The sequence below is a fragment of the Pseudomonas sp. BJP69 genome, from assembly GCF_007633355.1.
Taxonomy (GTDB): Bacteria; Pseudomonadota; Gammaproteobacteria; order Pseudomonadales; family Pseudomonadaceae; genus Aquipseudomonas; species Aquipseudomonas juntendi.
Genome location: NZ_CP041933.1, coordinates 2,877,689 through 2,899,884 on the forward strand (window position 1 = coordinate 2,877,689; position 22,196 = coordinate 2,899,884).

Below are 22,196 nucleotides of genomic sequence, written 5' to 3' on the forward strand. Positions count from 1 at the left end.
ACCCCTCTATGCAGAAAAATTCACCGTCATGCCGCCTGGCGTTCCAGCCTTACCCAGTAACGGGTCAGGCGGCGGACCCGAACCGGCAGTGAGGCCTCCAGGTTGGCCAGCGCGCCCTCGGTATCGTCGAGCAGAAAAGTACCGGAGAGCCGCAGGCCGGCGATATCAGGCGAGCAGCTCAGCACACCGTGGCGATAGCGGGAGAGCTCGGCCAGTACCGCATCCAGGCGCCAGTCCACGGCAACCAGCATGCCGCGCGCCCACGCAGAGCCCTGTTCTGGCGCTGGCTGCAGGGGGCCTATGGTGGTTGCGCTGAAGCTCACGGCCTGCCCCGCTTCGGCGCGCAGTGCCTGGCCGAGGCCCAGTTGCGGCCTGACCCGCACGGCATGCGCTTGCACGGCAACCCGGGTAGTGCCATCGTCCTGACGCACCGTGAATCGGGTGCCGAGCGCCTCGACACGCCCCTGCGCAGTCTGCACGCTAAGGGCGCGAGCATCTTTTGCGGTATCGACCAGAATGGCACCTTGGCGCAACACGATCAGCCGTTGCTGGGCATCGAACAGCACATCCACCCGCGTGGCGGTATCCAGCACCAGTACACTGCCATCGGCCAGCGTCAGCCGCTGCCGTTGGCCGACGCCCGTGCTGTAGTCGGCGGCGAAGGGCGAAGCCCGGTAGCCTGCCCAGCCGGTTGCACCGACCCCAAGCAGCACAACCAGCTGTTTGAGTACCGCCCTTCTATGCTGGCGTGCCTGCTCGATGGTGGTGGAGACCACGCCAGCGGGTGCCAGGCTCAAACGTTGTTGCAACCGCTCTACACGCTGCCAGGCTTGTGCATGCACGGGGTCGGCATCCAGCCAGGCCTGCCATTGCGCGCGGGTGGCCTGGGTGGCGCTGCTGTCATTGAGGCGAACATGCCATTCAACCGCCTGGGCCAGTACCTGGTTCATTCGCCGTCCATCAACAGGCAGTGCATCAGGCCCTTGGCCAGGTGCTTGCGCACGGTGCTGACCGACACATTGAAACGCTCGGCGGTCTTCTCATACGTCAGCCCATCCAGTTGCACAGCAAGGAATATTTGCCGTGTACGCAGCCCCAGGCCGTCGAGCATGCGGTCTATGGCCAGCAGGCTTTCCAGAATGATTGCCCGGGTTTCGGCACAGGGCGCATGAACGTCCGGCCTGGACGCCAATGCTTGCAGGTACGCCTGCTCCAGGCTGCGGCGGCGATACAGGTCGATGACCAACCCGCGCGCGATGGTCGCCAGGTAATGACGCGGTTGCTGCAGCGAATGGGCAGTGCGCGCGACCATTACGCGTACGAACGTGTCCTGGGCAAGATCGGCAGCATCCGCCGAATTACTCAAACGTTGGCGCAACCAGCCACGTAGCCAACCGTTGTGATCCTGATACAGCCTGTGCAGGTGTTGATGGTGCGTCGTTTCCGTGACCGATCCGGACATCTTGTTACCCACGCGAAAACGAGAATAGGAATTCATCGCGATTGTAATGGGCTTGTATCTCGCTGGGAAGCTGTGCACCACCGCTAGCGGGTAGTTCACTTGAGTGTGAGTAACACCCAATGGGGCTGCTGCGCAGCCAATCGCCGGCAAGCCAGCTCCCACGGGGATCGCATCAGGGCTGACAGGTGTTTGCCACAAGGTATGCAGCGCCTGTTAGAGCGAGCGCCGCCCGCGCGGCGCATCGCGAGCTGCGCTCGCTCCTACGTTTGTTTCGGGCCAATTATTCCTGTGGGATTTGCGCGCGAACGCCTTGGCGCATGCCTCAAAATCGCGTCGTACGAACAAGGCGGCCGCGCGCATCTGACACAGGGGTTACTGGCCCGAAACAAACGTAGGAGCGAGCGCAGCTCGCGATGCGCCGCGCGGGCGGCGCTCGATCTCACAGGCGCTGAAGGTGCTGCGGCTACCCTTGCCAGAAACCATAGAATCTCCCACAGGACCATGCAATGCTCGAGGGCTGTGCTGTTCCTGTGGGAGCTGGCATGCCGGCGACGGGGCACAGAACGCCCCCACTTGATCAGTTGTGCGCGGTACGAGTTAGCGGGCGACCCAACTTTCGACTTCATCAGCGCCGTATTGCTGCTTCCACTCTTTCAACTGGCGGTGATTGCCGCCTTTGGTCTCGATAACTTCGCCAGAGTGCGGGTTCTTGTATTGCTTGACCTGTCGGGCACGACGCGGTGCTTTCGCTGTGGCCGCAGGGGCTGACTGACGGTTGGCCTGCGGATCGAGCAAATTGATGATGTCCCGCAGGCTGTATCCATATTCGGCGAGCAGGTCGCGTAGTTTTGTCTCAAACTCGATTTCTTTTTGCAGCTCGGACGAGCCTTTGAGCGCTTCAAGTTCAGCCAATTGCTGGGCCAGTTTTTGTTCAAGCTGACGAAACTCTGCCAGACGCGACATGTACTTACTCCGAAATGGGTGGGGTGCTAGTTAGAGAATCCTAACGCGGTTCAAGTTCAAACCCAAATGACAATGAGCTCCAGCCCTGCGCAAGTTCTGTAATGGCGCCAGACACGACGGCGATCATTAGCGCATGCGACAAAATAGCGCGTCACGGAACTTGAACTGCCCGTCACCGATACGGCTTAATGCGCGCGACGTTTTCATGGGTGATTCATGCTTTCAAGAGCGCGTGCGCATCTCTGTCTGTTCGCCTGCTTCGCCGTGCTGTTCAACCTGCTGGCGATGCCGCTCGACCGTGCCTTGCAAACACCCCGCGTCGACAGCCAATCCCTGATTCTCGGTAGCTTTTGCAGCCTGCACGGTGCACAGAGCCTGCCCAAGTCACTGCTGGCCCAGCTCAAGGCCGAGTTGCCACAACTCGATGAACAGCCGGACACGAAACACCAGGCGGGCGACTGCTGCTGTGGCCATGCCGGGCATAGCCTGCTGGCCAGCGACTACTATCGCCACCTGTTCCCGCGGTTCTGGCCCGATGCGCTTCTGCTCGGTGACAGCCACAGGTTGCCACTGCCGCGTGAGCAGTGGCCAAAGCTCAACCCCCGCGCCTCTCCCCTGGCCTGACCCGTCGCTGATTGCCAACAGCTGCCCCGTGACCTGCGGTGCGCAGCCCTGCCCGACTGTCTAGCCAGGAAACTTTCCATGCCTGCGTTCCGTTGTACCGCACGTGCTGCCTTGCCCGTGCTCGCTTTGTTCAGCCTCAGCCCCCTGACACTGGCCGTGGCCGAAACACTGCCTGCTGAAAACTCCACCCTCACCCTTGGCGCGGTCAACGTGACCAGTACCGAAAGCGGCCCGCTGGCCACCAGCAGCGTGCTCAGCTCGGTGGACATCCTGGGCGGAGACATCCTCGAGAAAATGCCGGCGGCCTACAGTTGGGAGCTGTTCAGGCGCGCGCCCGGGGTGTTGCTGACCGAATTCAACCAGGGCACCACCTCGGGTAAGCTGTCGTTTCGCGGCTTCAATGGCGAAGGCGAAGTGAACGCCGTGAAGTTGCTGATCGATGGCATCCCCAGCAACACCAACGACGGCAACATGCCCTTCATCGACTCGGTGTTTCCCATGGACATCGACAGCATCGAGGTGGTGCGTGGTACCAGCGATCCACGCTACGGCCTCAACAACATCGCCGGTAACGTCAATATCCACACCCGCACCGGGGGCAACTACAACAAGGCCCGCCTGCGCTACGGCAGCTTCAATACGCGTGAGGTGCAACTGGCCAAGGGCATCGAGACCAGCAATTGGACGCAGAACTACTTCTTCGCTCGCCAGCAGGTTGATGGCTACCGTGACCATGCCGATACCGAGCGCTACAGCTTCGGCGGCAAATGGTTCTATACCCCCGACGATGGCAGCTACCGCCTTGGTCTGATTGCCCGTCACTACGAGTCAGAAGCTCAGGAGGCGGGCTACCTGACCGAGGATGACGCCCGCCATCATCCGCGCATGAGCAATGACTACAACGCCACGGACAAGGGGACGCGGCGGATGAACCAAGTCAGCGTGCACTTCGATACCGACCTGGCCGACACCTTGTCGTGGTCAGCCAAGACCTACCTCAATACCTTCGACGATCGTCGCTGGACTCAATACTGGCGTACCAGTTCGCAACAGGAACGAGACACCTACGAAGACCAGTACGGTGCCATTACCTCGTTGACCTGGCGGCCACAGGTGGACTGGCTGCACGCCTTCGCGCTGGAAGGTGGCAGCGATGTGCAAAAGCAACAGAACCGCAGCGAGCGCTATCGCACCGTGGAGCGTGTACGCCAGGCGCAGACACGCGACCAGGACTTCGCCTTCAACACGGTCGGTGCCTACGTGCAGGCGGAGATCGAGCCGTTCCCATCGTTGAAGATCGTGCCGGCCTACCGGGTGGACAAGATCAGCGGTGACTTCACCAACAAGATGACCGGGCAGGACTACGACATCAACGACTATGGGCTGATCAAGCAGCCCAAGCTGAGCATTGTCTATTCGCCATGGAAGTTTGCCAGCGTCTACGCCAACTGGGGCCGCACCTTCCAGGTCGGGACCGGCGCCGCAGCCTACAAGGTGCCGCCGCGCAATGAGGACCTGGCCCCTTCGATCAACGAAGGCTGGGAAACCGGCGTCAAGTTCACCCCGGCCAGCTGGGTCGATGGCCGCGTGGCGTACTGGCGTCAGGACGCCTCTGGCGAAGTGAGCCGTCGCCTGAACGACCCCAGCGGGGAGTCGGACAATGTTGGTGAGACACGGCGCTGGGGCTACGACCTGCAGGTCAACCTGCACCCGAGCGAACGCACCGAGATGTGGATGTCGTACTCATGGCAATATTCGAAGATCCTCGAGCCGAGTAGCGCCCTGCCTGGCAGCAAAGGCAAAGAGATCGACCATGTGCCGCACCACCTGTGGAATACCGGCATCAACTACCAGGCCACGCCTGCCCTGCAACTGAGCGCCTGGGCAAACGGCCAGACCCACTACTACCTGGAGCGCGAGAACACCCAAGGCACCTACGGTGGCTATGTGTTGCTGAACCTGGGGGCAACCTACCAGGTCAGTGCGTCGATGAGCGTGGACCTGCAGCTGAAAAACCTGACCAACCGCTATTACGAGTACGCCTGGTACGACCCGGATGGGGCGCACGCTTCGCTGCACGCCCCTGGTGACGGGCGCGCACTCTATGCCGGTGTGACGTTCGACTTCTGATGGCGAAGCGGGCTGGCCACGCTGGCGCCGAGCAGGCGAGCAGACGCTCGCCTGTGGCACGGCCAGCCTGTTACAGGCTCATGTTCAACGACACGAATGCCGAACGGCCTGGGGCGGGCGAGAACATGGGCTGGTCGTTGCCGCCCCAGAAGAAGTTGTCGTACCAGACATATTCATATTCGCGGCCCAGCAAGTTCTTCACCTGCAGATCCACGCTGGTGGACGGGGTGATCCGGTAACTCACGCTGGCATCCACGACCACGAAGCCACCGTACTTGCCCTGCTCGTTGAGCTCATCGATGTAGTAGCTACCCTGTGCCCGCCCCTGCGCGCCGAACTTCCAGTCGTCATTGTAGCGGTACTCGACGCCCACATTGCTGATGTAGCGAGGGGTGGAAAACACTTCTTTTCCTGACAGCGACTGGCCGTTGGCAGCCAGGCCCTTGACCACTTTCGCCTCCTGAACCGCGTGGGACGCCCAGACCGTCCACTGTTCATCCAGCTGTGCGCTGATCTGCATGTCCACGCCGCGGCGGCGGGTTTCGCCGAGCCCCACCGTGGTACCGGTGCTGGGCATGTTCGCGACTTCATCGGTCGCATCCTGCTGCCACAGCGCAAGCCGCGCCTGGGCACCCGGGAACGGCTGGAATTTCACCCCAACCTCCTTGCCCGTGTTGATGGACGGGTCGTACGAGGCTTGCCCGGGCAGCAGGTAAGCCGGTTCCGCCGATCCGGTGAGCACCTGGAAGGTGCGCCCCCAATTGGCGTAAACGTCGATTTCGGGGGTGAGGCTGTAGATCACGCTGAGTTTCGGTTGGCGGATCCAGCCATAGTCCTGCAGGGATGCCTTGGCGCCGCCGAGCACCTCGGTGTTGCCGGAGAATTTATCCACCCGCATGGCAGGGATGATCTTCAGCGCATCGGTAGGCTGAATGACCGCCTGCACGTACCCGCCGATATTGCGCAGGGTGTAAGCGTCGTCATTTTGCACGCGCGCCGGCGGCGCGTCGAAGTCGGTTGGCACACCGTAGTTGTAGCGCAGACGACGGTACAGGTTGTCCTGCTCTTCGTAGTTGATGCCGCCATCGAGCGTCAGCAACTCGTTGGCGCGCCAGGTAAGGTTGCTGAGCATGCCGCGCTGCTGCTCGTCCCACTGGCGTCGCTGGCGAGGTGCGTTGCCAGGCCGGTAATCGGTGAAGGTGACAGTGCGGTCATCGTTGTAGCTGTTGTAGTACAGCTTGCTGCTCAAGCTAAGGTCATCGGCCAGCTGCCAGTCACTGTGCACGCTCACCTGCTTCATGTCGCGGTCGTCACCATCATTGCCGTTCTTGGCAGGTGACTGGGTACGGCTGGCGTGCAGTTGGTCACGGGTGAGGAAGCCCGGCTCCTGGGCTTGGTGATGATAAAGCCGGGCAATCAGCCCGACACGGAAGGTCTGGTCATCGTTGTTGACAAACCATTTGCCGCCCAACGCATATTTGTTCGAGTTGCTGTGGTCGCGGTAGCCGTTGCTGTCCTGCTTGGCGAGCATGTAGTTCTGGGCGAAGTTGCCCTCCTCGTGGCCGACTGCCAACTGCACTTCACGGGTATCGAAGCTGCCGTAGGTCACCCGGCTATCGACATAGTTGCCGCCCTGGCGTGTGGCAAAGTTGATGTTGCCACCGATATTGTGCAGCCCATAACGCGGGTCGTTGGTACCGCGCACCACCTCGATGTATTCGATGTCCAACGGGAAAATCATGTCGATGAAGCGCTGGTTGCCGCTGTTGACGTTGCTTGGCACGCCATCGATCAACGTCTTGATGCCGTTGATGTAGCCCTCGCCGTTGAACGCACGGAAACTGACCTTGCCAGACTCTGCACCTTGGCCGGTTTCGGTCAACTGGATGCCTGGCATCTGCCCCAACAGCTGCCAGCTGTTCATCACGTTCTTGTCGCGCACCTGGTCGCTGCCAAGAACGTCGACCGAGGTCAGCACGTTTTCGGTGCTCAAGGCTACGCCAGCGGTCTGGGTGATGTTCACGTCACCGAGCGTGATGGTCGAGGTGCCGGTCTGTCCGGCGACAAGGTCAGGTGTGAACATTGCCGTGAAAATGGCAAACGATGCTTGGGGGAATCGCATGGAGAGTCCTGAGTCGGGCGTGGGTTGTTGTGTGGCAGACAAATGCGCGGCAAGGCCAAAGGCCAGTCCCGCGATGATTTATGTTATACCATAACCTTTCGCGCCACTAGCGTTGACTGCTGTCCACATACCCCCACCCGGTATCGCGTGAGCCCATTCCAGCAGAAGCTACCCGGTTCGAGCGGATTCGAGCTTGGGCAGCAGCATGAGGCCCCACCCATACATCCCACCCAGCGGGATCACAAGGTCGGCACCTTTTTTTGACTCATTTTTCACAAGCGATGGGCGATCGTTGAGCCATCCCTACGTGTGATAGCAGTTCCCATTGGCCCGTCTAGCAGCGGGCTATCTTTTGCCCGCGATTCAGGCCAGCGCCGGCAGTAACCCGTGCCAGCCCACCGTTGCTGGTGTATCAGAACTCGGTAATCACGGTCACACCCGCTGTATCGAAGCGGTCCATGTTCATCAACGCGTCGATGGACTGCGCCAGGTTGATGGTCTTGCCCACCAACTTTTCAGGGGCCAGCTTGCCCGAACCGATCATCTCCATCATGGCATCGTAGCGATGCGCTTGCATGCCATGGCTGCCGTAGATCTCCAGCTCATGGGCAATCACCTTGCTCATGGGGATCGCAGGCTGGGCGTGGTCTGCCAGCATCAGCCCGACTTGTACATGCCGGCCGCGACGGCGCAGGTTGTTGATGGAGTTGAAGCACGTGGTCGGGTGGCCCAATGCGTCCAGCGACACATGTGCGCCGCCCCGGGTGATTTCCATCACCGCCTCCGTCACGTCCGCTACCTGACTGGCGTTGATGGTGGCCACGGCGCCCAGTGCCCGCGCCAGTGCCAGCTTGTCATCCGCGATATCGATTGCAACCACGTTGGCACCGATGGCCTGGGCGATCATCACCGCCGAAAGGCCCACGCCACCGCAGCCATGTACCGCGACCCACTGGCCTGCGCCGACCCTGCCCTGGTCCACCACCGCGCGGAATGAAGTGACGAAGCGGCAACCCAGGCTGGCTGCAGTCGCATAGTCCATGGTTTCCGGCAGGGCCACCAGGTTCAGGTCAGCCTGATGGATACCCACGTATTCAGCGAAAGACCCCCAGTGGGTAAAGCCGGGCTGGAACTGGGTGTAGCACACCTGCTGATTGCCACTGTGGCACTGCGCACAGGCGCCACAGCCGCCTACGAACGGAACGGTTACCCGGTCACCCACCTTCCACTGGGTCACATCGCCGCCTACGGCGGCGACCACGCCTGCCAGCTCATGGCCTGGAACGTGGGGCAGCTGTATGTCCGGATCGTGGCCTTTCCAACCATGCCAGTCGCTTCGGCACACGCCTGTGCCTTTGACTTCAATCACCACACCATGCCGCTCCGGGCTTGGATCGGCGATATTCATCAAGCGCGGTGGCTGAGAAAAGGCTTCGTAGACGACAGCTTTCATGACGTTTACCCCTGCTGAAAACGGTTGGATGAGTCGTGCTTCCGGCAGCGCCCGAGCAGCGCTTTTCGGCGGCTATCAGTATGAAGAAAACGGCTGAAATTACCTTTCAGAGTTCGGTTGACATGGGTGCGCAAGTGAAATAAACCTTCAGAAAGCTCATTGATTGTGAAGGATTGGCGCATGGCCGACGCACTGGACAAAGTAGACATTGCAATAGCGGACAGGCTGCAACGTGACGGCAGGCTGTCGAACGTCAAGCTGGCCGAGCAGTTGTGCCTGAGTGAGGCATCATGCTGGAGGAAACAGAAGCGGCTGGAAGCGAGCGGCGTGATAGAGGGCTACCAGGCCATACTCAACCGCAAGAAGCTGGGTTTGGGGGTGATGGCGTTCGTGCAGATTTCCTGCACCGACCACAGCGAAGAGGCGACCGCGAAGTTCGAAAAGATCATCGCGGCGGCTCCGCAGGTGCTGAGCTGCCACAACACCACGGGCGAAGCCGACTTCCTGCTTCAAGTTGTCGCCCAGGACCTGGACAGCTATAGCCGCTTCATCGACAAGGTGCTGCGCAAGTTGCCCGGCGTGGCGAGTATCAGGTCCAACCTGTCGTTGCGCGAGATGAAAACAACCAACCAGTTCCCCGTGGCCGAACTCCTGAGCCTTTGATCAGGCCCTTGGGGTACTGGACGGCAACTCGCCGAAGCGCCGGCGGTACTGCTCGCTGAATGCCTTGTTGATACGGTCTTCCAGTGAATCGATCATCACCAGCCCGCCCCCGCCGGAGTAAACCCCTTTTGGCGTGTGGATGGTCGCGCTGCCTTGTAGCTGGGTGCTGACCAGCAAAAACGAGGTGGGCGTCTGGTCAGACCGGCACGCCAAAGCGCAAACTGGCCACCTGCAATTCACCGACAGCGCGGCGCTGCAGCTGCATGGCAAGCGCACCATCGCGGTTGTCCACGGCGAGCCGGTTCGCGCTGTAATTGGCTGCAAGCACGTCCGACGCCTGCCGCGCATCGCAAGCCTCGACCTGGTCTGCGGTAAAGCTCAACGCGGCTTGTGTATAGGTACGCAGCAACGAAACCGCATGGGCAACGCCGTTGCAAGAGGCCATGGTTGTCACAGCGCGCCACTCTTATTGTTGTTGTGAGTGCTCACGTGTAAGCAATCAGCCGGGGGGAGTCAATGCCGGCCATCGCGAGACCCGCCTACAACGCTGCGGTGACGCGCCCCTTTGGCTTCCTTGCTGACGGCTGTTCAATCCTCGCGAATATGCCGCTCCTGGCGTTCCTGACGCTCTTTCGCTTCGATGCACAGCGTGGCTGTCGGGCGCAGCAGCAAGCGCCTGAGACCAATGGGTTCGCCAGTGTCCTTGCACCAACCGTACTCACCCCGGGCAATGCGCTCCAAAGCCTCGTCGATCTTGTCCAGCAGCTTTTTCTCCCGCTCCAGCAAGCGCAGTTGCCAGTGCCGTTGCTCTTCCACGGTGCCCAGGTCGGAGGGGTCGCTGCTGGGTTCGAACTGCTGCATCAACTCGAACTCACGGGAAATTCGCGCTTGCAGCTCAGTCCGCTGTACCAGCAGCAGATCACGGAAAAAGGCCAGCTGTGCAGCGTCCATATAGGCCGCTTCTGGCATGCGGAGCAATTGGTCTTCGGTCATTGCAGTCGTTCTCACGTGGAGGGTTGCGTTTCAGCGCCGCTGGCCATTGAACGCCAGCGGTAAGCCTTGGCAGTGCGCGTTCAAGCTGTGCTCATGCCAGGCCAACTGCCCGGACACGATCGTGGTCGTGACCCGATGGCGCAGGCAGTGGTGCTGCAAAGGTGTCCACTGGCAGCGGGCAAGGACCGGGTCGAGGCCAACCGGCCTGGGTGCGTCGAGGCGTTCGACCAGGGCCAGGTCGGCCCAGTAGCCTTCGCGCAGGTAGCCACGTGCCTCTATCGCGAACAGGTCGGCGACCGCATGGCTGGTTTTACGCACCAGCTGGGTGATCGGCAGCAGCCCCTGCTCGACCAGCTCGAACAGCGCTGGCAGTGCATGCTGCACCAACGGCAACCCGGAAGGTGCCAAGCCGTAAGGCTGTTGTTTTTCTGCCAGCGTATGGGGGGCATGATCGGTGCCGATCACATCGATGCGGTCCTCCAGCAAGGCCTGGCGCAGCGCGTCACGGTCGGCAGTGGTCTTGATCGCCGGGTTGCACTTGATGAGATTGCCCAGGCTTGCGTAGTCGCGGTCATCGAACAGCAGGTGGTGGACGCACACCTCAGCGGTGATCAGCTTGTGGGCCGACGGGCCAGGCTCGAACAGCCGCAACTCCCTGGCAGTGGTCAGGTGCAGCACATGCAGACGGGTAGCGAAACGGTTTGCCAGCTCGACCGCCAGGCTGGACGAGCGCCAGCAAGCGTCTGCATCGCGTATCAGCGGGTGCATCGCTGGCGTGATACCTGCGCCGAACTGCGCACGGTAGCGGGCTTCGTTGGCAATGATCGAAGGGGTATGCTCGCAATGCGCCAGCAACACCGTCGGTACACAGGCAAAAAGCCGCTCGAGCACCCTGGGGTCATCAACCAGCATGTCGCCGGTGGAGGCCCCCATGAATACCTTCACCCCGGCAATTTGCCGGGGATCCAGACGGGCAACGGTCTCCAGGTTGTCCTTGCTCACCCCAAAATGGAAACCGTAGTTGGCAACCGATGAGCTGGCAGCGCGGGCCTTCTTGTCGTCAAGGGCCGCCAGCGTCAAGGTGGCCGGCCTGGTGTTGGGCATGTCCATGAAACTGGTGATACCACCGGCCACGGCAGCACGTGACTCACTGGCCATGCAGCCTTTGTGTGTGGCGCCGGGTTCGCGAAAGTGCACTTGGTCGTCGATCATGCCAGGCACCAGCCAGCGGCCTTGGGCATCGATCTCCACAGGGGCATTCATGCCCTCGATGCTGGCCGCGATCTTGTCGATTCGGCCGCGGGCAATGAAGACATCGGCCTCGAACACCTTGCCCTCGTTCACCAGGCGGGCATTTCTGATCAGGATACGGCTCATGAACGCGCGTCCCCGTGGCTGACACTGGCTGGCTGCTTGAACCGGAACGACATGACCCATCACTCACTGCTAAAATGTTATGTTATAACACTGTATACCAGTGGGTATTTCCCCGTCACCCTCTTCTTGCATTACAGGTAATCCGCATGCGCGCTTCTCACACTTCTGCCGCCGAACCCTACGCCGACACTGAACTGGCCTGCCTGGCGGGGGCCAAGGCTGCGCTCTATCGCTGGGCAGCGACGGTCGCCACGCGTGACGTCGACCAGGTGCTGGCGCTTTATGCACCAGATGCGATCCTGGTGCCGACCCTGTCGAACCAGGTACGGGACTGCGACGACAGCCGTCGCAACTACTTCGACAACTTCCTGGCCAATGATGGGCTGGTGTGTGACATCCAGGTATTCAAGAAACGGGTAAGCCGCAAGCTCGGCACCGTGGTGGTCGGTGGGCTCTATACGTTCGTCTATCGCCAAGCTGGTGTTCAGCGGGTGGTGCCCGCGCGTTTCCTGTTCACCTTTGAACGGATCGACGACCAGTGGCTGATCACCGGGCACCACTCGTCGATCGAGGCCTGAGGGTGGTGCCAGCAGGCGGCCGAGGTTCGCATCCGCCGCGAGCACGAGATGCGGCTACCGCCGAGGGTGGCTCGGCGGGCCTTACACCTGCCGCAGCACTGCGTATATTTCAGCCACGATCTGGCAGCTGGCCTGCTCGACCGTGCCTTCATTGCGGCACAGCACCCAGCCCTGTTCGGCAACCGCACGTTCGAACGCCTCGGTGCAGGCTACCTGTTCATCCAGGGTGTGGATGACGGTACTGCGCAGCCCGCGGGTGCGCGCAGCCGCCCGGGCCCAGGAGGTTTCGGCGGCGGTGACCACGCCCACGTGCAGGTCCGGCACCTGCACGCCGCGCTCAAGGTTCAACTGCAGGATCTGCGCAAACGGCACGTTGCGGCGGAAGGCTGCGTCCGACGGGTACCAGCGATCGATCAGGATGATGCTGCCGGCCGGTTGCCGGGGCAGCACGTTTCGGGAAATCCAGGCACGGCTGTCGGCAAAGCGTTGGCAAACCTCATGCTCCAGCGCCTGGCAAGGGTTGCGGGCAAGCCTGTTGACCAAGGCCATGGTATCGCCGCGGTAGGGATCGTTGTTTCTCTCGCACAGGCGGACCACCTTGTGCCCGCCCAGCCTGAGGGCTTGCGTAACGGCCTCCAGCAAGGTGGTCTTGCCGGTGCCTTTAGGGCCATCGAGAGAGACAAAAAGCGGACGGTTCATCGTTCAAAACCCCTAAGCGCAAGCGCGGGATGAGAGCATTGATCACACCCCGCTTCAAGCGCTTGCGCTCAAGGAGTACATTTGTACCCCACCCGGGACAGGCGGCCCATTCGCTAGCGCGCGGGTGCCGCCCCCGTCAGGCGTTTTACCCACGCCGATGGCACGCAACAGTATGTAACACCGCGAGCACCCCTGCGGGTCACCAACTCGGATGCACTGGTGGCGCCGTTGCTGGCAGGTGTCGCGCTTGCCGAACTGCCAGAGTTCATTGCGGCGCACTACCTGGCCGATGGCCGCCTGGAACGGGTATTGCCGGCATGGAGCATGACCCAGGGCGGCCTGTATTTCGTCACCCCTTCGGCGCGGAGTCGGCCACGCAAGGTACAGGCATTGGCCGATTTCTTTGTCGAGCGGTTGTCTGCTGCCGCCTGGCGGGGCCCTCGGGCTGAGGGCTGAGCGCAGCTATCTGCGGGTGTAATGATTGGGGCCACCCTGCGGGCAGCCCCAAAGCGTCAGCTGGAGACTCAGGGCCGCATTGCGCTGGCCCTTACACGGCGCCAGGACGCGCCCACCGAGGTGGGCTGCCCAGGCTCAGACCGCCAGCGCGCGCTCACGCAGCTCGCTGTTGAGGATGCGGTCGTTTTCGCTGTAGTCGACCGGGCAGTCGATCACGTGCACGCCTGGGGTCTTGATGCAGTGCTCCAGCAGCGGCAGCAGGCCGTCGGCGCTTTCCACGCGGTGGCCATTGGCGCCGTAGGCTTCGGCATACTTGACGAAGTCCGGGTTGCCGTAGTCCAGGCCGAAATCGGTGAAGCCCATGTTGGCCTGCTTCCAGCGGATCATGCCGTAGCCATCGTCACGCAGGATCACCACGGTGATGTGCATGCCCAGGCGCACAGCGGTTTCCAGTTCCTGGCTGTTCATCATGAAGCCGCCGTCACCGCACACCGAAATAACCGGGCGATCCGGGTAGACCAGGTGTGCAGCCATGGCCGATGGCAAGCCGGCGCCCATGGTCGCCAGCGCGTTGTCCAGCAGCACGGTGTTCGGCTTGTGCGCCTTGTAGTTACGCGCGAACCAGATCTTGTAGATGCCGTTGTCCAGGGCCACGATGCCTTCGGACGGCAGCACGCGACGAATATCGGCCACCAGGCGCTGTGGGTAGACCGGGAAGCGGTCGTCGTCGGCGCCTTCGGCGATCTGCGCTTCGTTGGCTTCACGAATTGCCATGAGGCGGGTGAAGTCCCAGTGCGAAGTGTCGCCCAGGCCTTCAGCGATCTGCCACACGGCGTTGGCGATGTCGCCGATCACTTCAACCTGCGGGAAGTACACGGCATCGACTTCGGCGGAGCGGAAGTTGATATGGATGACTTCGGTGCCGCCACGCACCATGAAGAACGGCGGCTTCTCGATCACATCGTGGCCGATGTTGACGATCAGGTCCGCCGCTTCGATCGCACGGTGCACGAAATCGCCGGACGACAGCGCAGCGTTACCCAGGAAGCGCGGGCTGCGCTCGTCAACCACACCCTTGCCCAGCTGGGTGGTAACGAATGGGATACCGGTATTATCGACCAGTTGCTTGAGGACCTTGGCGGTCATCTTGCGGTTGGCGCCGGCGCCGATCACCAGGATAGGGCTACGTGCGGTGCGCAATTTCTCGATGGCAGCTTCGATGGCCACGTGCTCGGCCAGCGGGCGGCGGTGCAGGCTGCGCGGGATCGGCAGCGCGTCGGTCTGCTCGGCGGCGATGTCTTCCGGCAATTCCAGGTGCACGGCACCCGGCTTTTCTTCTTCAGCCAGGCGGAAGGCTTCACGCATGCGCGAAGGGATGTTGTCGGCCGAAGCGAACTGGTGGGTGTACTTGGTGATGGGGTCCATCATGCCGCACACGTCGATGATCTGGAAGCGGCCCTGCTTGGACTTCTTGATCGGCTTCTGGCCGGTGATCATCATCATCGGCATGCCGCCCAGGTAGGCATAGGCGCTGGCCGTTACCAGGTTGGTGGCACCCGGGCCGAGGGTCGACAGGCTGACGCCGGTCTTGCCGGTCAGGCGACCGTAGGTAGCCGCCATGAAGCCTGCAGACTGCTCGTGACGGGTCAATACCAGTTTGATCTTCGACTTGCGCAGGGATTCGAGCAGGTCGAGGTTTTCCTCACCAGGAATGCCGAATACATACTCGACACCTTCGTTTTCCAGACATTGCACAACGACATCGGCGGCCTTGGCCATTTAGGGTACTACCTCAAAATCTTTGGGGGATTGCAGCGAGATCGGCTGCGTGACTGAGATGTTGCAGGATGTCTCAGTGCCGCGCATCGTAGGCCCTCTGGTTAATAATAATAAATATATTGTTATGATGCGTGGCATCACAGTTCGTTATGAATGCAATGACTACGAAAGGTCGTACGCCCCAATGAACCTCAAGGCACTGCGTTGCTGCGTCGAAATCGTCCGCCAAGGCAGCTTCACCAAAGCAGCGCAACACCTGCACATAGCCCAGCCTGCGTTGAGCATGGCGGTTACCCGGCTGGAGGAAGAGCTGGGCGTGACCCTGTTCAACCGCACCACCCGCAAGGTGCTGCTCACGGCCGAGGGCGAGCAGTTCCTGCCACGCATAGCCTCTGCCCTGCGCGAAATGGATGTGGCCCGGCAGGAGCTGCGCGACATGGCGGACCTAAAGCGCGGCGAAGTGCGCCTGGGTATCCCGCCAATGTTCGGCCTGCACTATGTGCCAGGCTTGATGAACGCGTTCCGTCAGTCGTACCCCGGTATCGCCATGACCGTGTTCGAGGGCAGCGCCGCCGACATCGGCCAGCGCCTCGAACAACGGGAAATCGACCTGGCGTTGCTGGAATCGCGGCGCGTACCTCAGGACAAGGAGTCGATCCTGCTGGGCAGCGACGAGATGCTGGCGTGCATGCACCCCGACCACCCTTATGCCGGCAAGGCATTTCTCACCGCCGAAGACCTGCGCAATACCGACATGGTGGTATTCGACCGGACGTTCGTGCAGCGCCACCTGCTGGACGCATTTTTCGCCGAACACGGCATTACCTACCAAGTGGCCCTGCAGAGCAATTTCGTCTCGCTGGTGGTGCAGGCAGCACTGGACAACATGGGCGTGGCCACCCTGCTGCGCTCGGTGCAGCAGCGTACACCGGGCATTGTCGGCGTACCCTTCCGCCCGGCACAGCAGATGAGCTTCAGGTTGTGCTGGCGTTCAGGGGAATACCTGTCGCTGGCCAGCAAACGCTTCATCGATTTCGCCGCACAAACGCATTATCTGGAGCGCTGATCGGCGCCTGGCTCCTGGTTTGAGCGGCGGCGCTGCCTCGACGTTGCGCCCACCGATTGACTATCATCCCGCCTTGAACGTTTCAGCATGTTTCAACATAGGCCCAACAAGGGATTCAGATGTCAGTCCAGCAACTCCCCCCGCCGCCCAGCAAAAGCGCCGTCGCCAAGATGGAAGCCGCCATGGCGCTGGGCAGCTTCGCCATCGGTACCGGTGAATTTTCCATCATGGGCCTGATGCCCGACATTGCCAGCAACCTGCAGTTGAGCGAACCGCAAGTGGGCCACGCCATCAGTGCCTATGCGCTGGGGGTCATGGTCGGTGCGCCGACCCTGGCGATTCTGGGCGCCAAACTGCTGCGCAAGCACATGCTGCTGCTGTTGATGCTGCTGTATGCGCTGGGCAACCTGGCCACCGCCCTCGCCCCTTCCTTCAGCGGCCTGGTGGCTTTCCGCTTCATCAGCGGCCTGCCCCACGGTGCTTATTTCGGCATCGCCGCGGTGGTGGCCTCGAGCATGGTTGCCAAGGACCAGCGTGCCGGGGCCGTGGCCCGGGTGATGCTGGGCCTGACCCTGGCCATGCTGCTAGGCAACCCCGTAGCCACCTTCCTCGGCCAGTACTTTGGCTGGCGCTCGGCGTTCGTGCTGGTCGGCGTGATCGCCCTGTGCACCATTGCCCTGGTCTGGCGCTTTGTGCCCCAGCCGCACGATGAGGTGCGCAGCGACCCACGCAAGGAACTGCGCGCCTTTGCCCTGCCGCAAGTGTGGATGGCACTGGGCATCGCGGCCATTGGCTTTGCCGGCATGTTCTGTGTATTCAGCTACCTGGCGCCGACCATGCTGCAGGTGACCCAGGTCGCGCCGCAGTGGATTCCGTTTGGCCTGGCGGCCTTCGGTGTGGGCGGTATCGTTGGCAACATTGCAGGCGGCAAGCTGTTCGACCGGTTGCAGTTCCGTGCGGTGGGGTGGGTGTTGGTATGGTCGATCGCCGTGCTGCTGTTCTTTACCGTTGCCGCGCAGGCGCTCTGGAGCCTGCTGCTGGGCATCGGCCTGGTGGGCACCATGATCGCCCTGGCGGCACCGTTGCAGATCCGCTTGATGGACATTGCCCATGAAGCGCCAAGCCTGGCCGCAGCGTCGAACCATGCCGCGTTCAACCTGGCCAATGCGCTGGGGCCCTGGCTGGGCGGTATGGCGATTACCGCCGGCATGGGCTGGACCAGCACCGGCTACATCGGCGCGGCTACCGCGCTGGTCGGGCTGGGCATCTACCTGCTCGCCCGGCGGATGCGTGGCGGGCATTGACCCGGCAGCGGTGCTGGGCAGGGGCAGGTTCAGCGTCACACGGCGCTCGATGAACCTCCCCCCATTGCTGAACTCACTACCATCAGCACCAGCCGCAGGCTGGGTTCATCCCTTCCCCTTCCAAGGTGATCACGATGCAATACGTAAAGCTGGGTAGCACCGGCCTGGATATTTCCAGGCTGTGCCTGGGTTGCATGACGTTCGGCGATCCGGATGCCGGCACCCACCCCTGGACCTTGGGCGAAGAGGCCAGCCGGCCGATCATTCGCCATGCCGTCGAGCAAGGCATCAACTTCTTCGACACTGCCAACAGCTACTCTGCCGGCACGTCGGAAGTGATCGTCGGCAAACTGCTGAAGGCCTTCACGCGCCGTGAAGAAACAGTCATCGCCACCAAGGTGTTCTACCCACCGAACATGGGGCAAGGCACCCACCGGCCCAATGAACAGGGCTTGTCCCGCAAAGCGATCATGGCCAGCATCGACGCCAGCCTCACGCGCCTGGGCACCGACTATGTGGACCTGTACCAGATTCACCGCTGGGACTACCACACGCCCATCGAGGAAACCATGGAAGCCCTGCACGACGTGGTCAAGGCTGGCAAGGCGCGCTACATCGGCGCTTCGTCGATGTACGCCTGGCAGTTCGCCAAGGCTCAGCAGGTGGCGGCCAGCAACGGCTGGAGCCGCTTCGTTTCGATGCAGAACCACCTCAACCTGCTGTACCGCGAAGAAGAACGCGAGATGATCCCGCTGTGCCTGGACCAAGGCGTGGGCTTGTTGCCCTGGAGCCCGATGGCCCGCGGCCGCCTCACGCGCCCCAACGGCCAGCAGACCGACCGCACCCGTAGCGACCTGTCCGGGCAGTCGTTCTATAAAGATACCGAGGTCGAGGATGGCCGGGTCATCGATGTCGTCGAGCAGATTGCCGGCGAACGGGGGGTGCCAATGGCCCAGGTCGCGCTGGCATGGGTGTTGGGCAAAAACGGCGTAAGCGCACCGATCGTCGGCGCCTCCAAACCCGCCCATCTGGATGATGCGCTGGCAGCGCTGTCGGTGCAGCTCAGTGCCGATGAAGTGGCACGGCTGCAGGCGCCGTATATCCCGCACGCGGTGGCAGGCTTCAAGTAGCGTGGGCCTTTGCCAGCTCGCCGGGTATGCCCGGCGTGCTGGCCAATGACGATGAAAGTATTACAATGCGCGTCCTCGCATTTGAATATTTTCTCTCATGAAATCACTGCTTTATGCCGTAACTCTACTATTTTCCTTTAGCTTGCCCGCGTGGGCCACACCCCCTGCCACCTTCACCGAGGCCAAGGTCGTGGCCAAGCAGAAGGTGTACCTGGACCAAGCCAGCAGTGCCATGGGCGACCTGTATTGCGGCTGCAAATGGACCTGGGTCGGCAAGTCCGGTGGGCGGGTCGATGCGGCGTCGTGCGGCTATCAGACGCGCAAGCAGCAAAATCGCGCCGAGCGCACCGAATGGGAACACATCGTGCCGGCCTATACCTTCGGCAACCAGCGCCAATGCTGGAAGAACGGTGGGCGCGAGCATTGTGTGGACAGCGACCCCGTGTTCCGCGCCATGGAGGCCGACCTGTTCAACCTGTACCCGGCCGTGGGTGAGGTCAATGGCGACCGCAGCAACTTCAACTACGGCATGGTCAGCGGCAACGCCGGCGAATACGGCCAGTGCACCACCAAGGTGGATTTCGCCCAGCGCGCCGCCGAGCCCCGTGACGAAGTCAAAGGCCTGGTGGCCCGCACCACGTTCTACATGTACGACCGCTATCGCCTGAACATGTCGCGCCAGCAGCAACAAGTGCTGATGGCCTGGGACAAGCAGTACCCGGTGTCAGCGTGGGAAAAGGAGCGCGACCGCCGCATCGCCGCGATCATGGGGCATGCCAACCCTTTCGTCAGCGGCCAGCGCAAGTGGACGGCTGATTACAAACCCAGCGGGGTTGGCGTGGCGCAATCGGCGCCCGCCCAGGCACCAGGCAAGCCGGGCCAGGCCAATGCCGGGGCGCCGGGTTCGGTGCTGGGCAACCGCAACAGCCACGTCTACCACCTGGCAGTGGGCTGCCCCGGCTACACCCAGGTAGCGGCCAAGAACCAGGTCAGTTTCGCCAATGAAGGTGAGGCGCAGGCGGCAGGTTACCGCAAGGCCGGTAACTGCCGCTGACGGCGCGCGGGCGCGCCACAGCGCTGCTTTCTATCAGCCGTTGACCAGGTTCGCAGGCCGCTCGCCCGCCAGCGCGCTGAGCAGGTTGTCCACTGCACAGCGCGCCATGGCCTGGCGGGTTTCCTGGGTTGCAGAGCCGATGTGCGGGGTTGCTACCACGTTGTCCAACTGCAGCAGTGGCGAGTCGATCGGCAACGGCTCCTGCACGAACACATCCAGCCCTGCACCACGGATACGCCTGGCGCGCAACGCGTCGATCAGCGCAGCCTCGTCCACCACCCGCCCGCGGGAAATGTTCACCAGAATCGCCTCGGGCTTCATCAACCCCAGCTCACGCGCACCGATCAGCCCTTCAGTACTGGCACTGAGCGGTACCGTCAGGCAGACGAAGTCCGCTTGCTGCAACAGCGCGTCCAGGCTGCACTGGCGCGCAGCGTGGCGTGCTTCCACGTCGGGCTTGGCGCGCTGGCTGTGGTACAGCACGCGCATGCCAAAGCCTGCGGCAGCACGCCGGGCCAACGCTTCGCCAATGCGGCCCATGCCGACGATGCCCAGCGTCTTGCCATGCACATCACAGCCAAAATGCGCCGGCCCCAGGTTGGCCTGCCACTGGCCGTCACGCACCCAGTTGGCCAGCTCCACCACGCGCCTGGCGGTCGCCAGGATCAGGGCGAAACCGGTGTCCGCCGTGGTTTCGGTCAGCACGTCCGGGGTATTGGTCAGCATCACGCCACGGCGGCTGAGCTGCGCAACGTCGTAGTTGTCCACCCCGACCGAAACGCTGGACACAACCTCCAGCTGCGGCGCCAAATCGAGCAGGCTGGCGTCCAGGCGCAGGCTGGCGCCCAGCAAACCGTGCGCCCCTGGCAAGGCATCGCGCAGGCGCGCCAGGCCATCGGGCTGGGCAATGTCCACCCAGGTCACGTCCACCTGGGCGTGCAGGCGCGCCATCAGGTCATCGGAAAGGCGCTTGTACAAGACGATTCGTTTTTTCATTGCAGTCATTCCTAAGGGTTCAGCGCCAGGCGCGTGCCATTGCGTTTGGCCCGGCCGGAGGTCTGGGAAGTATTGAGGGCGGCCGTCAGCGCCACGGCAGTCAGCAGCGCACCGCACATGAACAGGTACGAGGCGCCAGGCCCACCCGTGGCGCCATTGAGGTAGCCCACCAGCCAGGAGCCGCCGAAAGAGCCCAGCGCCCCCATGCTGTTGATCAGCGCCATGGCACCCCCGGCGACATTGGCCGGCAGTATCTCGGGCACGATGGCGAAGAACGGGCCATAGGGCGCGTACATGCAGGCGCCAGCGACCACCAGCAGCGCGTACGACCACCAGAAGTGATCGGTGCCCAGGGCATAAGAGCCATAGAACGCCACGGCAGCGATCAGCAGCGGCGGCCACACGAAGCGCTTGCGCTTTTGCACGCGGTCAGAGGCCCAGGACACGCCCACCATGGCCACTACCGCCGCCAGGTAGGGCACCGAGGCCAGCCAGCCGGCCTGCACAATGTCGACGTTGGCCGCCTGCTTGAGGATCGACGGCAACCACAGCACGAAGCCGTACACGCCAATGCTCCAGCAGAAGTACTGCAGCGCCAGGATGATCACCTGCGGTGAGCGGAATGCCTCGCGGTAGTTCTTGACCGGCTTGATGCCCTGCTGCTCGGCTGCCAGCGCCTGTTGCAGGTCTGCTTTTTCCTGGGCGCTCAGCCAGCTGACCTGGGCTGGGCGGTCATCCACCAGGCGCCACCAGAAGAACGCCCAGATCACCGCCGGCAGGCCCTCGATGATGAACATCCAGCGCCAGTCGTAATGCTTGATCAGGTAACCCGACACCACCGACATCCACAGGATGGTGACCGGGTTGCCCAGCATCAGGAAGGTGTTGGCGCGGGAGCGCTCGGCACGGGTGAACCAGTGGCACAAGTACACCAGCATGGCGGGCATCACTGCGGCCTCGACCACGCCCAGCAGGAAGCGGATGCCGATCAGCATGTAGACATTGCTGACCATCCCGGTAAGCGTGGCCAAACCGCCCCAGAGGATCAGGCAGACGAATATCAGCTTCTTCACGCTGCGTTTTTCAGCGTAGATGGCCCCAGGTACCTGGAAGAAGAAGTAGCCAAGGAAGAACAACGCCCCCAGCAAGGACGACAGCACGGGCGTGATGTGCAGGTCTTCGGCCATGCCCGAGGCGGCGGCGAAGCCGTAGTTGGCGCGGTCCAGATAAGCCAGGCTGTAGGTGAAGAACACGATCGGGATGATGTACCACCAGCGACGCGGTGCCAGTTTTTGGCTTTGCATGGTCTGTGACTCCTGAGCTTGTTGTTTTTGTGGCAACAGGTGA

General features: G+C 62.2%; 20 protein-coding genes and 1 pseudogene. 9 read left to right on the forward strand and 12 right to left on the reverse strand.

All coding sequences use genetic code 11. The annotated features are described in order from the left end of the window. Nucleotides 1-26: 26 nt before the first annotated feature. The 3 genes from FPB55_RS13320 to FPB55_RS13330 all read right to left on the reverse strand — a co-directional run bounded on the left by FPB55_RS13320 (nt 27) and on the right by FPB55_RS13330 (nt 2,425). Complete coding sequence (locus FPB55_RS13320; protein WP_115294332.1) at nt 27-950, reverse strand: FecR domain-containing protein; 924 nt, start codon at nt 948-950, stop codon at nt 27-29. Further along, complete coding sequence (locus FPB55_RS13325) at nt 947-1,462, reverse strand: sigma-70 family RNA polymerase sigma factor (RefSeq protein ID WP_029886101.1); 516 nt, start codon at nt 1,460-1,462, stop codon at nt 947-949. Before FPB55_RS13325 ends, FPB55_RS13320 begins: the two co-directional genes overlap by 4 nt. Before the next feature lie 597 nt (nt 1,463-2,059). Beyond that, nucleotides 2,060-2,425 carry a histone-like nucleoid-structuring protein, MvaT/MvaU family gene (locus FPB55_RS13330; RefSeq protein ID WP_009684832.1) on the reverse strand — a complete coding sequence of 122 codons (366 nt, stop codon included), beginning with the start codon at nt 2,423-2,425 and terminating at the stop codon, nt 2,060-2,062. Between the two features lie 216 nt (nt 2,426-2,641). On the opposite strand from FPB55_RS13330, the gene FPB55_RS13335 reads away from it, so the two are divergent. Both FPB55_RS13335 and FPB55_RS13340 read left to right on the forward strand, forming a co-directional pair. Then, nucleotides 2,642-3,049, forward strand: coding sequence for a DUF2946 family protein (locus tag FPB55_RS13335; protein WP_009684831.1), 408 nt, complete (start codon nt 2,642-2,644; stop codon nt 3,047-3,049). 78 nt (nt 3,050-3,127) lie between these two features. Then, on the forward strand, nt 3,128-5,179 hold the full coding sequence (locus FPB55_RS13340; protein ID WP_144188403.1) for a TonB-dependent receptor: 2,052 nt from the start codon (nt 3,128-3,130) through the stop codon (nt 5,177-5,179). Between the two features lie 70 nt (nt 5,180-5,249). Here FPB55_RS13340 and FPB55_RS13345 read toward each other — a convergent pair whose 3' ends face one another. Together FPB55_RS13345 and FPB55_RS13350 are read right to left on the reverse strand one after the other, a co-directional pair. Beyond that, on the reverse strand, nt 5,250-7,301 hold the full coding sequence (locus tag FPB55_RS13345) for a TonB-dependent receptor (protein WP_009684828.1): 2,052 nt from the start codon (nt 7,299-7,301) through the stop codon (nt 5,250-5,252). A 412-nt stretch (nt 7,302-7,713) separates the two neighbouring features. Beyond that, nucleotides 7,714-8,754, reverse strand: a complete 1,041-nt coding sequence (locus FPB55_RS13350; protein WP_115294328.1) for a zinc-dependent alcohol dehydrogenase family protein — start codon at nt 8,752-8,754, stop codon at nt 7,714-7,716. Between the two features lie 180 nt (nt 8,755-8,934). Between FPB55_RS13350 and FPB55_RS13355 the strand changes: the two genes are divergently transcribed. Further along, a complete protein-coding gene (locus FPB55_RS13355) occupies nt 8,935-9,417 on the forward strand; it encodes an Lrp/AsnC family transcriptional regulator (protein ID WP_144188405.1) in 483 nt (160 codons plus the stop codon). Nucleotides 9,418-9,613: 196 nt separating this feature from the next. On the opposite strand, the gene FPB55_RS13360 is transcribed toward FPB55_RS13355, so the two are convergent. The 3 genes from FPB55_RS13360 to FPB55_RS13370 all read right to left on the reverse strand — a co-directional run bounded on the left by FPB55_RS13360 (nt 9,614) and on the right by FPB55_RS13370 (nt 11,787). Continuing rightward, entirely contained in the window at nt 9,614-9,826 is a 213-nt protein-coding gene (locus FPB55_RS13360) for a hypothetical protein (protein WP_144188407.1), read from the reverse strand. A 179-nt stretch (nt 9,827-10,005) separates the two neighbouring features. After that, nucleotides 10,006-10,410: an RNA polymerase-binding protein DksA gene (dksA, locus tag FPB55_RS13365; protein ID WP_009684822.1), complete on the reverse strand. Its 405-nt coding sequence runs from the start codon at nt 10,408-10,410 to the stop codon at nt 10,006-10,008. A gap of 30 nt (nt 10,411-10,440) precedes the next feature. Further along, nucleotides 10,441-11,787, reverse strand: a complete 1,347-nt coding sequence (locus FPB55_RS13370; RefSeq protein ID WP_144188409.1) for a dihydroorotase — start codon at nt 11,785-11,787, stop codon at nt 10,441-10,443. A 146-nt stretch (nt 11,788-11,933) separates the two neighbouring features. Between FPB55_RS13370 and FPB55_RS13375 the strand changes: the two genes are divergently transcribed. Further along, nucleotides 11,934-12,365 carry a DUF4440 domain-containing protein gene (locus FPB55_RS13375; RefSeq protein ID WP_009684820.1) on the forward strand — a complete coding sequence of 144 codons (432 nt, stop codon included), beginning with the start codon at nt 11,934-11,936 and terminating at the stop codon, nt 12,363-12,365. Between the two features lie 81 nt (nt 12,366-12,446). On the opposite strand, the gene FPB55_RS13380 is transcribed toward FPB55_RS13375, so the two are convergent. Beyond that, complete coding sequence (locus FPB55_RS13380) at nt 12,447-13,064, reverse strand: dTMP kinase (protein ID WP_144188411.1); 618 nt, start codon at nt 13,062-13,064, stop codon at nt 12,447-12,449. Between the two features lie 141 nt (nt 13,065-13,205). On the opposite strand from FPB55_RS13380, the pseudogene FPB55_RS13385 reads away from it, so the two are divergent. Continuing rightward, nucleotides 13,206-13,520 (forward strand): annotated as a pseudogene (locus FPB55_RS13385) (LysR substrate-binding domain-containing protein); the annotation flags it as partial. Between the two features lie 135 nt (nt 13,521-13,655). Here FPB55_RS13385 and FPB55_RS13390 read toward each other — a convergent pair. Continuing rightward, nucleotides 13,656-15,299 carry an acetolactate synthase large subunit gene (locus tag FPB55_RS13390; RefSeq protein WP_054881147.1) on the reverse strand — a complete coding sequence of 548 codons (1,644 nt, stop codon included), beginning with the start codon at nt 15,297-15,299 and terminating at the stop codon, nt 13,656-13,658. Nucleotides 15,300-15,483: 184 nt separating this feature from the next. Between FPB55_RS13390 and FPB55_RS13395 the strand changes: the two genes are divergently transcribed. The 4 genes from FPB55_RS13395 (at nt 15,484) to FPB55_RS13410 (ending at nt 19,853) form a co-directional block, all read left to right on the forward strand. Beyond that, on the forward strand, nt 15,484-16,365 hold the full coding sequence (locus FPB55_RS13395) for a LysR family transcriptional regulator (protein WP_009682269.1): 882 nt from the start codon (nt 15,484-15,486) through the stop codon (nt 16,363-16,365). 119 nt (nt 16,366-16,484) lie between these two features. Beyond that, nucleotides 16,485-17,669: an MFS transporter gene (locus tag FPB55_RS13400; RefSeq protein ID WP_009682270.1), complete on the forward strand. Its 1,185-nt coding sequence runs from the start codon at nt 16,485-16,487 to the stop codon at nt 17,667-17,669. A gap of 134 nt (nt 17,670-17,803) precedes the next feature. Beyond that, nucleotides 17,804-18,799 carry an aldo/keto reductase gene (locus FPB55_RS13405; RefSeq protein WP_009682271.1) on the forward strand — a complete coding sequence of 332 codons (996 nt, stop codon included), beginning with the start codon at nt 17,804-17,806 and terminating at the stop codon, nt 18,797-18,799. 97 nt (nt 18,800-18,896) lie between these two features. Continuing rightward, nucleotides 18,897-19,853 (forward strand): endonuclease, encoded by a 957-nt coding sequence (locus tag FPB55_RS13410; protein WP_029885110.1) that lies wholly within the window; start codon nt 18,897-18,899, stop codon nt 19,851-19,853. 33 nt (nt 19,854-19,886) lie between these two features. Here the strand turns inward: FPB55_RS13410 and FPB55_RS13415 are convergent, their stop codons facing one another. Further along, nucleotides 19,887-20,849 carry a D-glycerate dehydrogenase gene (locus FPB55_RS13415; protein WP_009682273.1) on the reverse strand — a complete coding sequence of 321 codons (963 nt, stop codon included), beginning with the start codon at nt 20,847-20,849 and terminating at the stop codon, nt 19,887-19,889. 11 nt (nt 20,850-20,860) lie between these two features. Continuing rightward, on the reverse strand, nt 20,861-22,153 hold the full coding sequence (locus FPB55_RS13420) for an MFS transporter (RefSeq protein WP_009682274.1): 1,293 nt from the start codon (nt 22,151-22,153) through the stop codon (nt 20,861-20,863). Nucleotides 22,154-22,196: the final 43 nt, after the last annotated feature.

Coding starts and splice junctions, on each gene's coding strand:
- FPB55_RS13330 (WP_009684832.1), bottom strand. CDS start 2,425: ATGTCGCGTCTGGCAGAGTTTCGTCAGCTTGAACAAAAACTGGCCCAG.
- FPB55_RS13350 (WP_115294328.1), bottom strand. CDS start 8,754: ATGAAAGCTGTCGTCTACGAAGCCTTTTCTCAGCCACCGCGCTTGATG.
- FPB55_RS13340 (WP_144188403.1), top strand. CDS start 3,128: ATGCCTGCGTTCCGTTGTACCGCACGTGCTGCCTTGCCCGTGCTCGCT.
- FPB55_RS13390 (WP_054881147.1), bottom strand. CDS start 15,299: ATGGCCAAGGCCGCCGATGTCGTTGTGCAATGTCTGGAAAACGAAGGT.
- FPB55_RS13370 (WP_144188409.1), bottom strand. CDS start 11,787: ATGAGCCGTATCCTGATCAGAAATGCCCGCCTGGTGAACGAGGGCAAG.
- FPB55_RS13420 (WP_009682274.1), bottom strand. CDS start 22,153: ATGCAAAGCCAAAAACTGGCACCGCGTCGCTGGTGGTACATCATCCCG.
- FPB55_RS13415 (WP_009682273.1), bottom strand. CDS start 20,849: ATGAAAAAACGAATCGTCTTGTACAAGCGCCTTTCCGATGACCTGATG.
- FPB55_RS13320 (WP_115294332.1), bottom strand. CDS start 950: ATGAACCAGGTACTGGCCCAGGCGGTTGAATGGCATGTTCGCCTCAAT.
- FPB55_RS13335 (WP_009684831.1), top strand. CDS start 2,642: ATGCTTTCAAGAGCGCGTGCGCATCTCTGTCTGTTCGCCTGCTTCGCC.
- FPB55_RS13375 (WP_009684820.1), top strand. CDS start 11,934: ATGCGCGCTTCTCACACTTCTGCCGCCGAACCCTACGCCGACACTGAA.
- FPB55_RS13410 (WP_029885110.1), top strand. CDS start 18,897: ATGAAATCACTGCTTTATGCCGTAACTCTACTATTTTCCTTTAGCTTG.
- FPB55_RS13380 (WP_144188411.1), bottom strand. CDS start 13,064: ATGAACCGTCCGCTTTTTGTCTCTCTCGATGGCCCTAAAGGCACCGGC.
- FPB55_RS13325 (WP_029886101.1), bottom strand. CDS start 1,462: ATGTCCGGATCGGTCACGGAAACGACGCACCATCAACACCTGCACAGG.
- dksA (WP_009684822.1), bottom strand. CDS start 10,410: ATGACCGAAGACCAATTGCTCCGCATGCCAGAAGCGGCCTATATGGAC.
- FPB55_RS13400 (WP_009682270.1), top strand. CDS start 16,485: ATGTCAGTCCAGCAACTCCCCCCGCCGCCCAGCAAAAGCGCCGTCGCC.
- FPB55_RS13355 (WP_144188405.1), top strand. CDS start 8,935: ATGGCCGACGCACTGGACAAAGTAGACATTGCAATAGCGGACAGGCTG.
- FPB55_RS13345 (WP_009684828.1), bottom strand. CDS start 7,301: ATGCGATTCCCCCAAGCATCGTTTGCCATTTTCACGGCAATGTTCACA.
- FPB55_RS13405 (WP_009682271.1), top strand. CDS start 17,804: ATGCAATACGTAAAGCTGGGTAGCACCGGCCTGGATATTTCCAGGCTG.
- FPB55_RS13395 (WP_009682269.1), top strand. CDS start 15,484: ATGAACCTCAAGGCACTGCGTTGCTGCGTCGAAATCGTCCGCCAAGGC.